Origin of the sequence: Streptomyces asiaticus, assembly GCF_018138715.1 — a bacterium.
In the GTDB taxonomy this organism is placed as follows: Bacteria; Actinomycetota; Actinomycetes; order Streptomycetales; family Streptomycetaceae; genus Streptomyces; species Streptomyces asiaticus.
The window spans coordinates 10,077,471-10,090,834 of the sequence record NZ_JAGSHX010000006.1 but is presented as its reverse complement, the minus strand read 5'-3'; the positions used below and the strand labels follow the sequence as shown (position 1 = coordinate 10,090,834).

Here is a 13,364-nt window from a genome sequence, read left to right as displayed (position 1 = left end):
CAACGGTGCTCGGGAGTGGTGGGCGCTTCGGCGGCGACGCGAACTTCCGACGAGTCCACCGAATGGCAGTGGATCACCCCGCGGGGCTCCGCGACGACCTTTCTCCTTCTGGAAAGGACGGCCGATACCCATGGCACACACCAGCCGCGTAACCGTGGACCGGGAGATCGTCGGCGACGTTCTGCGTCCCGCCTACGACTTCATCGTCTGCGGCGGAGGAACCTCAGGGTCCGTCGTCGCCCGGCGACTGGCCGAGAATCCCGGGGTGAGCGTTCTGCTGCTGGAGGCCGGCGGTAGCGACCGGGTGTCGTCGGTCATCGACTCCACCCGGTGGATGTCCAACATCGGCAGCGAACGTGACTGGGGCTACCGCGCCCAGCCGTCGCCCTCTCTCAACGGTCGTACGCCTCCGCTGCCGATGGGCAAGGTGCTGGGCGGCGGCTCCAGCATCAACGCCTCAGTCCGGGCCCGGGGCCACCGCAACGACTTCGACGCCTGGGCCGAGGAGACCGGCGATCCCGGCTGGTCCTACGCGTCCGTTCTCGACATCTACCGCCGCGTCGAGGACTGGACCGGCCCGGCCGACCCCCGCCGCGGCACCGGCGGCCCCCTGCGGGTCACCCTCCCCGAGAACCCGGTTCCACTCGCGCCGGCACTGGTCGGGGCGGCATCCGCGCTCGGCATCCCACCCGTCGCCGACCTCAACGGCGACCCCATGGAGTCCGACGGCGGCTGCGGCTGCCCCAACCTCCTGGTCGGCCAGGACAATGTCAGGGTGTCGATGGCCGCCGCCTACCTCCATCCGGCCATGGGCCGCCCCAACCTTCACATGGTGCTGTGCGCCGAGGTGACCCGGCTGAAGCTGTCCGGGAACCGGGTGACCGGAGTGGAGTTCGTCCAATGGGGCCGCACACACGGCGTCTCGGCGGGCGAGGAGGTGATCGTCTCTCTCGGAGCCATCAACACGCCGAAGCTGCTGATGCTCTCCGGCATCGGCGACCAGGCAGAACTCGCCACGCTCGGCATCCCCGGCGTCGTGCATCTGCCCGGCGTCGGGAAGAACCTCCAGGACCACGTCCTGCTCGCCGGCTGCATCTGGGAGTACCAGGTCCCCGAGGCCCCCCGGAGCAACGCCGCCGAATTCGCCCTCTTCGCCAAGAGCGACCCGTCACTGCCCGGCCCCGACCTGATGCCGACCCTGGATGAGTTCCCGTGCGCGAGCGAGGTGACCGCCACCCAGTACGACGTTCCCGTCGGAGTCGATTCCGCCTGGACACTTGCCCCCGGGCTCGCCCGGCCCGTCAGCCGTGGATCCGTGCGGCTGACCAGCGCGGATCCTATGGCGGCCCCGGTGATCGACGCCAATTTCCTGAGTGCCGAGGAGGACGTGCAGGCACTTGAGTACTGCGTGGAGCTCTGCCGGGAAATCGGCAACTCGGCCGAGGTGAAACCGTTTGTCAAGCGCGAGGTCATGCCCGGTCCGCTGAGCGGCGACGAACTCAGGCATTTCGTCCGCAACGCGGCCGGCTCGTACTACCACAAGACCTGCGCCGCGAGGATGGGACGCGACAGGATGTCCGTGGTCGACGGCTCCCTGCGCGTCTACGGCGTCGAGGGCCTGCGCATCGCGGACGGCTCGGTCATGCCCCGGATCACCAGCGGCAACACCATGGCGCCCTGTGTCGTCATCGGCGAACGGGCGGCAGACCTGATCAAGACCAGGTACGGCATGAGCTGACTCCGCACAACCGGTGTCAGCGGCCTGCTATTCGTACGGCACCGAACTCCCAAGGAGACGACAGGTGACGACATGGGTGTGGACGGGCAACACCAGAACCCGTAGGAACCCGGATCACTCGGTCAGCGTGGACGCGGCTTCGGCTACTGGGCTCCGCGGGTGACGATCTGAGTGGCACCGGGCCGCTGACGCTCGTCCTCGGGCATGTGGTCGCCGAACTCAGCGCCCTGGGCGGCATGATCCATCTGTGCGACACACGCCACGGCGGGCTCCGTCTGGTGGCCAGTATCGGACTCCCCGAGTCCCTGGCCGCGAGGTGGGAGACTCTCACGGAGGAGGACAGCGCGGCCCCCGTGTCCTGCCTGCGGTACGGCACCCACGCCTGGACGCCCAGCGTGACTTTCTGTGGATGGTCGCCGAGTGGGTCGCACAGCATCTGCGACCCGCCCGCCCCGTCGGCGTGGGCCCGTGTTGTGAGATCACCCGGTGATCCGTGAGACCGGGATGGCCGCTTCCCACGGCAGGTCGTGGCCACCCGCGCACCGGCCGGTTTCGATACCCGGTGGCCCGGTGGTTATGGTGCCCGCATGAGCGGACGGTTCACCGGCTGGCCGGAGCACGCCATGGACGTGTTGCTGCACCTGGAGGGCGAGCCGTCACGCGCGGTGCGCGAGCAGTGCCGTGCGGATCGCGAACGTCTCGTCCGGCAGCCGATGATCGCGCTGCTGAATGATGTGGCGGACGTCGATCCCCGGTACGAGGACTTCTCTGTCTGGCACTACCGCACAAACTCCTGGTGGTGGCAGCACCAGGGCGCGGTGATCCGGCTCGGCCGCAAGATCGAGATCGGTCTGCGGTTCGACCTGGAGGGCCTGCGGGTCCAAGGCGCTTGGTGGTATCCCGACCCTGGCCAGGTCACCATGTTCCGCAAGGCCGTCGCCGCCGAGGGAAGCGGCCACGAACTCTCTGCCATCGTCGAGGACTTGAAGGCGAAGGGCTACGACATCTCCGGGGACGTGATGAAGCGCCCCCCGCGGGGTTATCCGTCCGACCACTCCCGCACGGACCTGCTGCGCCACCGCTCACTGATCGCTGCCCAACCCCTCGGCTGCGACGAGTGGCTCCACACTCCTGAGGCTGTCGGCAAAGTCCTCGCGGCCGCCGACGACCTCGACGCCATGCTCACGTGGCTGGTCCGTCATGTGAACAGCACCGCAAACGACGCCTGAGAAAACCGCGTTCACCACCAACGTGGGTCATGGCGAGCTGACCAGCGCAAAAGAAACATGGGATGGATTGGGTTCCGATTGAAGGAGACATGCCTATTGACAGTGTGAGGGACCGGTGGAATCACTATGGGACATGGGATGTCTGAGGGTTCTCTGTGGATGCTCTCGGGCGCCCTTGCCTCCAAGGGAGAGTCACCCATGACCTCATTCGGATCGCACCCTCGCCCGCGCGCTCCACCGCCGACCGGCCCCTGACGGGAGTGGCCGACGGCTACGCGCGGCCGGCCTTCCTGGGAGCCGAATGGAAGGGCAAGCCGAACGCACTGGCGGCAACGCCAACAGGAACGCCCGGGCCCCGCATCCATACCGGCGGCAACGGCCTTGAGCGTTTCCCTCGGGACGGATCCGGCACTCTCTGTCCCCTTCCTCACATATTCAAGGAACGGAATGCGGCTTTCATCTGTTTCGCTCCGGAGCCCCGTGGCTCGTGGACCACGCTTACCGGCGGTGGCCGCCGTATGCGTGATGGCGCTGCTGGCCATGTTGTCGGCGACCGCGCCGACATGGTCGGCACCGGCGCCGGCGGTGGCGCTCCCCCTGGTGAGCCCGGCATCCGGGCGGTGTCTGGACGTCAAGGGCAACGTCGATACGCCGGGAACGGCATTGGACATCTGGGACTGCAACGACCAGGTGAATCAGGCGTTCGAGTTCACGTCGGCGGGTGAGCTGAGGACGATGAGCGGCACCCGGTGCGTGGACACCCGCGACAGCCAGACGGCTCCGGGGATCCCGGTGATCATTTGGTCGTGCGACGGGCGGTCGACCCAGATGTGGCGACAGAATTCCGACGGGTCCGTCACCAGTGCCCAGTCCGGCTTATGCCTGGACGTCAACGGGGCGGGCACCACCAACGGTACGGCGGTCATCCTGTGGACCTGCAATGGCCAAAGCAACCAGATGTGGAGCAAGCCGATACCTCCGCCTGGGTCCGGCGGGTCCGGCCCGTGTGACATCTACTCCGAGGGTGGTACGCCGTGCGTGGCCGCGCACAGCACGGTGCGGGCGCTCTACGGTTCCTACAACGGCACCCTGTACCAGGTCAGGCGCTCCTCGGACAACGCGACCAGGGACATCGGCGTGCTGGCGCCCGGCGGCTTCGCCAACGCGGCGGCACAGGACTCGTTCTGCGCGGGTACCTCGTGCGTGATCACGGCAGTTTACGACCAGTCGGGACGCGGCAACGACCTGTGGTACCAGGGATCGGCCCAGGTCCCGGGATCGAGTCAGAGCAGCCCCGCGAAGGCGACCTCCGAGTCGCTGACCGCCGGGGGCACCAAGGCGTACTCGCTGTACATCAACCCCGGGAACAGCTACTGGCGGGACGGTCACCTGACGGGCGTGCCGACCGGTGCCGCGCCCGAAGGGGCGTACATGGTGACCAGCGGCACCCACGTCAACAGTGGCTGCTGCTTCGACTACGGCAACAGCGAGACGACCAGAAAGGCCGACGCCGCCGGGGCGATGGACGCGATCAACTTCGGCACCCAGTGCTGGTTCGGCGGCTGTGCCGGCAGCGGTCCCTGGGTGCAGGCCGATCTCGAATGGGGCCTGTACTCCGGCGGCAGCCAGTCCTGGAAACCAACCAGCGGGCCTTTACCAGCAAGTTCGTCACCGCGATGCTCAAGGACAACGGGACGTCGAGGTTCGCCCTCAAGGGCGGCAACGCGCAATCCGGCGGCCTGACCACCTTGTGGAACGGCGGGCTTCCCAGCGGTTACAGCCCAATGAAGAAACAAGGAGCCATCGTCCTGGGCAGCGGCGGCGACTGCTGCAAGCCCGGCGGCGGGGCCAACCTGAGCGCCGGCACCTTCTACGAAGGAGCCATCGTATCCGGCTACCCCTCCGATGCGACCGACAACGCGGTACAGGCCAATGTCACGGCGGCCGGCTACCGCTGAACTCCTTTCACTTCCGCGGGAGGTGGCGGCCCCCGGCACGCCCGAAGAACGGCCACGAAATACCTGCCCCGCTGCCAGGCATGCCCCGCTCCCGCAGCGACCGCACAGTCCGTGGCCGTCGCTGGATCCCTCGGCGGCGGATGTGCCCCAGGAGTGGGCGCCTCCTCCCGCGACCGACCCAGGAGTTGATGAACCATGCCCGTGTCCACCGCGCGAGCGATGACCCCACCGAGAGTCGTAGCGAGTTCAGTACGTGGGCGGAGACGGCCGCTCCGCTGATCGACGGCGGGCATCTCTCCTACGCCACCGAGAACGCCGTCCAGGCCGGCATCACCGCCACCGGATAGGCCAGAGCGACCAGCAGTGGACGCTGAGCTGACCCGGTGAGCGACCCGCGCTCGACTCCGGTGCGGCATCCGACCGCTGCCCCGGCACGTCGCCGCGCCGCACTCCGCACTCCGCACCCCGCACCCACGGGAGGCGGCCCCCGTCCAGCACACGCGCCGCAGCCCAGCGGCGCCGAACCGCAGGAGGATCGGATGAGGACGAGAGCGAGACCGGCCCGTCTGGGGCTGGTGGCCGGCATCGTGCTGGCACTCGTGCTGCCGCTGCTGGCGACGGACACGAGCCAGGCCGCCTCGGCCACATCGCTGAGCGTGAACCTGGCGTCGACCCGCGGGCCGTCGACCGGCGTGGGGGAAGGGTTCCTCTACGGCTTCAGCGAAGACGGCAGCCGACCGGCGGACCAGTTCATCCAGCCGCTGGGGATCAACGCCTTCCGCGGCGGCGGATGGTTCTCCGGCGGCTGGATCAGGGACGGCTACCAGTACGGCTCGGCCACCCGGGCCGACGTCGACTCGATCGTCGCGCAGGCGAAACGGCTCACCCGGCCGCCCTACCACGCGCAGTACCAGGTGCTGGTGAGCGACATCTACGGCGCGAACGGCGGCCAGCCGTCGAACACGAGGTACCCGTGCGACAACGGCGACTGCTCCAACTGGGTTGGCTTCATCGACTCCACGGTGGGAGCGCTGCGGGCTTCGGGGCTCACGTTCTCCTACGACATCTGGAACGAGCCGGACATCTCCGCGTTCTGGACGCGGGGGGTCAACAGCGCCCAGTACTTCCAGATGTGGGACACCGCCTACCGGGAGATCCGGCGCACCGCCCCCGGGGCGCAGATCGTAGGGCCGTCCTTCGCGTTCACCCCGGAGCGCAACCCGGCTGAGTGGCGGACCTGGCTCGCGCACGTGAAGGCGGCCGGGACGGTGCCGGACATGATCGCCAACCACAACGAGGGCGATGTCGACGACCCGGTCACCGTCGCGCGGGCCCTGAACAGCGCCCTGACCGCGGCGGGCATCGGTCCGCTGCCGCTGTCCTCGAACGAGTACCAGCCGGCCGACCGGCAGACCGCCGGGGTGACGGCCTGGTACCTGGCGCGGTTCGCGCAGTCCGGGTACACCAACGCGATGCGCGGCAACTGGGTGTGCTGCGTCACCCCGAACCTGACCGGAGTCCTCACCCAGAGCGGGGGCAGCTGGCAGCCGACCGGCAACTGGTGGGCACTTCGGGACTACGCCGACATGACCGGCACCCTCGTGGACACCTCCGGCCAGGTCGGCTCGACGGCGATCTCGGCCGCCGAGGACTCCTCCGCCAAGCGAGCGGTGGCGGTCATCGGCGACTCCAACGGGTACACCGGCGCCGCGTCCGTGACCTTCAACGGGCTGGCGTCCCTACCCTGGCTCGCGAACGACGGCGGCGTGCACGTCACCGTGCACCGCATCCCCGACCAGGCGCCGCTCAGTGCGCCACAGACCGTATACGACCAGAATATGAGCACCTCGGGCGGCTCGATCACCGTGCCGTTCACGTTCCAGGGCGCGCACGATGCGTTCGCCGTCTATCTGACACCCGCCTCGTCCAGTGGCGGCGGCTTCCCGGACGGCTACCACCAACTCGTCGTCGCCGACAACAACTTGTGCATGGACGTATACGGCGACTCCCGCAGCACCGGCGCCGCGATCGACCAGTGGACCTGCAACGGGCAGGGCAACCAGCAGTTCCGGTTCGTCGCCGCCTCGGGCGGCTACGGCGAGCTGCGGGCACAGAACTCCGGCCTGGACGTGGCGGTGGCCGACAGCTCCACGGCTCCGGGCATCCCGGACATCGTCCAGCAGGCACCCGGAGCGGCGGCCAACAGCCTCTGGCTGCCCGTACGGCAGTCCGACGGCGCCTACGAGTTCCAGAACAAAAACAGCGGTCTGTGCCTGGACGTCTACGGCGCGGCCGGCAACCCGGGTCAGCAACTGGACCAGTGGCAGTGCAAGAACATGCCCGGCACGAACCAGGACTTCATCCTCCGCTGACCGCGGCTGAACGGACGCCGACCCGTGAGCGACCTCCGGCAACCGTGGAGCCACGGCCACCACGAGCAGCACGAGCACAGCACAGTCACCGCACCCCGTGGCCGGACCCGGCGGCCACGGGACGCCTCAGACCGGCGAAAGGAACCCATCGTGTCAGCATTCACACGGCTGTTCCGGCGTCTGCGCGCCTCGACTGCCGTGCTCACGGGCCTCGTCCTGGCCGCCGGCGGCCTCGTCGGCACGGCTGCCGTGCCGGCCCAGGCAGCCACCTCCATCACGATCAACGGCGCATCCGGCGGCCGGACCTTCGACGGCGTCGGCGCGATCAGCGGCGGGGGCGGCAACAGCAGACTCCTGATCGACTATCCCGAGCCCGAACGCGGCCAGATCCTCGACTACCTGTTCCGGCCCGGCTACGGTGCCTCCCTGCAGATCCTCAAAGCGGAGATCGGCGGCGACACCAACTCCACCTCGGGGGCCGAGCCGAGTCACCAGCACACCCGGTCCGACCTGAACTGCGACCGGGGCTACGAATGGTGGCTGATGGAGCAGGCCAAAGCGCGCAACCCCGACATCAAGCTGTACGGGCTCGCCTGGGGCGCGCCCGGCTGGATCGGCGGCGGGAACTTCTGGTCCACCGACATGATCAACTACCTGCTCTCGTGGCTGGGCTGCGCCAAGCAGCACGGGCTGACCATCGACTACCTCGGGGGGTGGAACGAGCGAGGCTACAACGTCTCCTGGTACGAGCAGTTGCGCAGCGCGCTCGACAGCAACGGATACGGCAACATCAAGATCGTCGCGGCGGACTCCGACTGGGCCGTGGCGAACGACGTCAACTCCAACCCCGCGTTCGCCGCCGCGGTGAACATCATCGGCACGCACTACCCCTGCGGCTACCGCTCGTCCCAGTCCAACTGTTCGGTGCCGTCGGCCGCCACATCGTCCGGCAAGCCGCTGTGGGCCAGCGAGAACGGCTCGGACGACTACAACGCGGGCGCCCCAGCCGTGGCCCGCGGCATCAACCGCGGATACATCGACGGCCGGATGACCGCGTATCTCAACTGGCCGGTGGTCGCCGCGATCACACCCAACCTGCCGTACCCCACCATGGGGCTCGCCCTGGCCGCGCAGCCGTGGTCCGGGCACTACAGGATCGGCAAGAACGCCTGGGTGATGGCTCAGACCAGCCAGTTCACCAGCCCGGGGTGGAAGTACCTCGACGCTTCCAGCGGCTACATCGGCGGCAACCGGAACAACGGCAGCTACGTCTCGCTGAAGTCCAAGAACAACTCCGACTACTCCACGGTCATCGAGACGATGGACGCCGGCGGTGCCCAGACGCTGAACTTCACCGTCACCGGAGGGCTGTCCACCGGAACCGTCCACGTCTGGTCGACCGACGTCAACTCCAATAACCCGGCCGACTACCTCGTGCACGCCACAGACATCACACCGTCCGGCGGCGGCTTCAGCCTGACCGTGCAACCCGGTCGCGTCTACACCCTGACCACCACGACTGGTCAGGGCAAGGGCACCGCCACCGGCCCTGCCCAGGCCACGATGGGTCTGCCGTACGGCGACTCCTTCGACAGCTACGCGACCGGCACCGAGGCCAAGTACCTCATGGACTGGCAGGGCGCCTTCGAGGAGGTGGGCTGCGGCGGCGGCCGCGGCGGCAAGTGCGTGCGCCAGATGAGCCCGCAGAAACCGATCACCTGGGACGCACTGTCCGATCCACACGCCTTGCTCGGTGACGTGGGCTGGAGCAACTACACCGTCTCGTCCGACGTGCTGCTCGAACAGCCCGGATACACCGAGCTGATCGGCCGTGCCAACGCACAGGACTACAACAGCACCGGAGGGCTCAACGCCTACCACCTGCGGGTGAGCGACACCGGGGCCTGGTCGATCCTGAACTCCAACACAGGCGGCAACGTCTCCGCCCTGGCCCGCGGCACGACCGCGGCGCTGGGCACCAACCGGTGGCACACCCTGGCCCTCACCTTCTCCGGCACCACCATCACCGCCGTCATCGACGGTGCCACGGTCGGTGCCGTGAACGATCGCACCTGGGCCGGCGGGCAGGTCGGCTATGCGACCAGCCAGGGCGAGACGGCGCAGTTCGACAACCTGTCCATCACCCCCGGCAGCGGCGGAAACGACGGCACGACCGGCGCGATCGTCGGGGTCGGCTCCGGGCGCTGCGTGGACGTGCCGAACCAGTCGCAGACACCCGGAACCCAGGTGGAGCTGTGGGACTGCAACGGCGGCAGCAACCAGCAGTGGACGGACACCCCGGCCGGCGAGCTGCGGGTCTACGGCAGCGACTGCCTGGATGCCTCGGGCCAAGGCACCAGCCCCGGCACCAAGGTGGACATCTGGGATTGCACCGGCGGAAGCAATCAGAAGTGGACGATCCATGCCGACGGCACGATCACCGGTGTCCAGTCCGGCCTGTGTCTGGACGCCACCGGCGCGGGAACGGCCAACGGCACCTTGCTCCAACTATGGACCTGCAACGGCAGCAGCAACCAGAAGTGGACGCGCGAGTGATCCGGTGACCGGCTGACGATCACCGACTCCCGCACCACCTCCGTCGATTCCCCCGAGAGGCCCCACATGTCTTCCACTTCCCTGCCGCTCAGCCGGCGCCGACTGCTGGCGGCGGCCGGCGCGGCCACGGCCTTCGGCCTGCTGCGGTTCGCCCCCGAGGCCGCCGCGACCGACGGTCCCGGAAGCTACACCGCGAGCTGGTCCTCCGTGGACCAGCACCCCCCGGCCCCGGCCTGGTTCCAGGACGCCAAGTTCGGCATCTACTACCACTGGGGCGTCTTCAGTGTTCCCGCGTTCGGGAACGAGTGGTACCCGCGCAACATGTACATCGGCGGCTCGGCCGAGAACAGACACCACATCGCCACCTACGGCGACCCCTCGGCCTGGCCGTACAACAACTTCATCGACGGCGCCCGCGACAAGGCCGGCAACTACGTGCAGTTCGCCCCCAAACCGGTCTCCCAGGGCGGCAAGTGGGATCCGGACGCCTGGGCGCAGCTGTTCAAGGCCGCGGGCGCCAGGTTCGCCGGGCCGGTCGCCGAGCACCACGACGGCTTCTCCATGTGGAACAGCCGCTCCAACCCGTGGAACTCGGTCCAGCACGGTCCCAGACTCGACTTGGTGGGTCTTCAGGCGCAGGCCATCCGCGGGCAGGGGCTGAAGTTCATGGCTTCGCTGCACCACGCCTACCACTTCAACGGCTACTACGACCACGTGCCGTCCCAGTCGGACCCGACACTCCGCGTCCTCTATGCCCAGCAGGGCTCGGCAGCGGAGAACAAGCTCTGGTACGACAAGCTGATCGAGATCATCGACGGCTACCAGCCGGATCTGGTCTGGCAGGACTTCGACCTGAACCTGGTGCAGGAGTCCTACCGGCTCGAGTTCCTCGCGCACTACTACAACCAGGCCGTCTCGTGGAACAGGGACGTGGTCGCGACCTACAAGGACGGCCTCAACAACAAGGGTGAGGTCTTCGACTTCGAGCGCGGCGGCCCGGCAGGGCTGCTCACCCCCTACTGGCTGACCGACGACAGCATCTCCTCCTCCAGCTGGTGCTACACGGAGGGCATCGGCTACTACTCGACGCAGGCACTGCTGCACTCGCTGATCGACCGGGTCAGCAAGGGCGGCAGCATGCTGCTGAACATCGCCCCGATGGCCGACGGCACCGTCCCCTCCGGGCAGCGGTCCATCCTGCTCGCCATGGGCGACTGGCTCGGCCGCTTCGGAGAGGCGGTCTACTCCACCCGCTCCTGGGCCAGTTACGGCGAGGGCCCCACCAAGATGGGCGGAGGCTCGTTCAGCGGACCGGTGGCCGGCAAACCGCAGGACGTCCGGTTCACCCGCAGCCGGGACAACAAGGTCCTCTACGCCACCGCGCTGGGCTGGCAGGGCGGCACCATGACCATCACGACACTGAACTCGAACCAGATCAACCTCAGCAGCCTGACGGGCGCCCAACTGCTCAACAACACCGCCGGCACCTACATCGACCTGCCCGCACCGACCCAGGACGCGTCGGGCCTGCACCTCACCATGCCCTCGTCCACCCCGCCGTTCAGCGCGCTGGCGTACACGGTCAAGCTCACCTTCTCGGGTGAGATCCCCGTCCTGGGCGCGCCGGGCGGCTCGACGACCTGGGTGAAGATCGCCAACGTGACCAGCGGACTGGTGCTCGACAGCGGGGGCAACGTCGGCTCCGGCTCCAACCTCAAGCAGTGGAACTACGACGGCAGCACCAACCTGCAGTGGCAGCTGATCGACCTCGGCAACGGCTACTACCGCATCATGAACCGCACCAACGGCATGGCCGCCGACAGCTGGGGCGATTCGACCAACGGCGCTCCCGCTCGCCAGGAGGCCTGGAACGGCGGCAACAACCAGCAGTGGTCGCTGGGCAGCCTCGGCGGCAACCGCTACCAGATCATCAATCGGGGCACCGGTACCGCCCTTGACGGCAATGGCAGCACCACGGCCGGCTCGACCACGGTGATGTGGACTCCGAACTCCAGCCCCAACAACGAATGGACCATCACCGGCGTCTGAACCATCCCCCACAGGCGGTGCGGCCCGCGCCGCGGCGGCCGTCGTCGTACCCGGCGGACCGGGGATCGTGTCTCTTGAGTGCCGCACCACCGTGCCGGCGGTCAGGCCGGATCGGCCCTCGCCCTGCTCTGCCACGCCGCTCGGGCCGCGCCGGCCACGCCTTGCCCTCGGTATCCGCATGCCAGAAACGAAGGAACCCGCGATGAACAGCTTCTCCGGACGGCGCCGTCTGACCGTCGCAGCCCTGACCTCCCTGGTTCTCGCCGCCGGTGCCACCGCCTGCGGCTCCGGCTTGGGCGGCACCGGGACGAAGACCGCGGACAGCGGCACCTACACCATCTGGGACCCGTACCCACAATTCGCCAAGGACTCGGCATGGGCGAAGCTGCTGAACCGCTGCGGCGACAAGGCCGGCGTGAAGATCAAGCGGACCGCTTTCGACACCAGTGACCTGTCGAACAAGGTGCTCCTGGCGGCCCAGCAGGACAACTCTCCGGACGTGCTCATCGTGGACAATCCTGTGGTTCCGACCTTGGCGGAGGCCGGAGTTCTCACCACCACCGACGACAACAAGCTGGACACCTCCAAGGTCGACCCGAACCTGCTCGGGGCCGGCCAGTCGGGCGGAAGGACCTACGGAACACCAGTCGGTGCCAACACCCTCGCCCTCTACTACAACAAGGACGTCCTCAAGGTCGCGGGCGTGGACATCACCTCGGTCAAGGACTGGACGTCGCTGACGGCGGCGCTCGAGAAGGTGAAGAAGGCGGGAAAGAAGGGCATCACCTTCTCCGCGATCGGCACCGAGGAGGGCAGCTTCCAGTTCTTGCCCTGGTTCTGGGGGTCGGGCGCGAAGCTGACCCGCCTCGACTCTCCCCAGGGCGTGTCGGCGCTGTCCCTGTGGACCGACTGGCTGGAGAAGGGCCACGCCCCGAACTCGGTGATCAACAACACCCAGACCACCAGCTGGCAAGAGTTCGCGAGCGGCGACTACGCGTTCGCCGAGAACGGCACCTGGCAGCTGGCCAACGCCGAGAAGGCCGGCTTCGACTACGGCGTCCTGCCCGTCCCCGGGGCCGAGGGCGGCACCGCCGCGGCGCCGACCGGCGGCGAATTCGTCACCATCCCCGTCCAGAGCCACACAGGCCGCTACACCACAACGCGGAAGCTGGCCTCCTGCCTGACCGGCGCAGAAAACCTCTACACCACCGACACCACCCTGTCCTACATGGCACCCACCAGCGAAATCCAGGACAAGCAGGTGGCGGCCGACGCCAAGCTCAAGCCCTGGGCGGAGGCGGTCAAGGCGGCCAAGGGCCGCACCAGTGGCGACCTCGGCACCAAGTACCCCAAGATCTCCGAGCAGATGTGGAAGGCGATCCAGTCCGCCCTCAGCGGAGCCAAGTCCCCGAAGGACGCGCTCGCCGCCGCGCAGAGCGCGGTCAACCAGCCATAATTCCGG

The 13,364-nt window shown here is 68.2% G+C and carries 7 protein-coding genes and 1 pseudogene; all 8 read left to right on the top strand.

Annotation, left to right across the window (positions count from 1 at the left end; genetic code table 11):
- Window positions 1–130: 130 nt before the first annotated feature.
- Window positions 131–1,738: a GMC family oxidoreductase gene (locus KHP12_RS50170; protein ID WP_211834814.1), complete on the top strand. Its 1,608-nt coding sequence runs from the start codon at window positions 131–133 to the stop codon at window positions 1,736–1,738.
- 587 nt (window positions 1,739–2,325) lie between these two features.
- Complete coding sequence (locus KHP12_RS50165) at window positions 2,326–2,967, top strand: DUF2461 family protein (RefSeq protein WP_246648976.1); 642 nt, start codon at window positions 2,326–2,328, stop codon at window positions 2,965–2,967.
- 525 nt (window positions 2,968–3,492) lie between these two features.
- A pseudogene (locus KHP12_RS50160) lies at window positions 3,493–4,925 on the top strand (arabinofuranosidase catalytic domain-containing protein).
- Between the two features lie 188 nt (window positions 4,926–5,113).
- Complete coding sequence (locus tag KHP12_RS50155) at window positions 5,114–5,272, top strand: hypothetical protein (RefSeq protein ID WP_211834813.1); 159 nt, start codon at window positions 5,114–5,116, stop codon at window positions 5,270–5,272.
- A 192-nt stretch (window positions 5,273–5,464) separates the two neighbouring features.
- Window positions 5,465–7,297, top strand: a complete 1,833-nt coding sequence (locus KHP12_RS50150; RefSeq protein WP_211834812.1) for an RICIN domain-containing protein — start codon at window positions 5,465–5,467, stop codon at window positions 7,295–7,297.
- A 150-nt stretch (window positions 7,298–7,447) separates the two neighbouring features.
- Window positions 7,448–9,853, top strand: coding sequence for a ricin-type beta-trefoil lectin domain protein (locus KHP12_RS50145; protein ID WP_086881861.1), 2,406 nt, complete (start codon window positions 7,448–7,450; stop codon window positions 9,851–9,853).
- A 66-nt stretch (window positions 9,854–9,919) separates the two neighbouring features.
- Window positions 9,920–11,902 carry an alpha-L-fucosidase gene (locus KHP12_RS50140; protein ID WP_086881860.1) on the top strand — a complete coding sequence of 661 codons (1,983 nt, stop codon included), beginning with the start codon at window positions 9,920–9,922 and terminating at the stop codon, window positions 11,900–11,902.
- Window positions 11,903–12,104: 202 nt separating this feature from the next.
- Window positions 12,105–13,358: a sugar ABC transporter substrate-binding protein gene (locus tag KHP12_RS50135; RefSeq protein WP_086881859.1), complete on the top strand. Its 1,254-nt coding sequence runs from the start codon at window positions 12,105–12,107 to the stop codon at window positions 13,356–13,358.
- The last annotated feature ends 6 nt before the right edge of the window (window positions 13,359–13,364 follow it).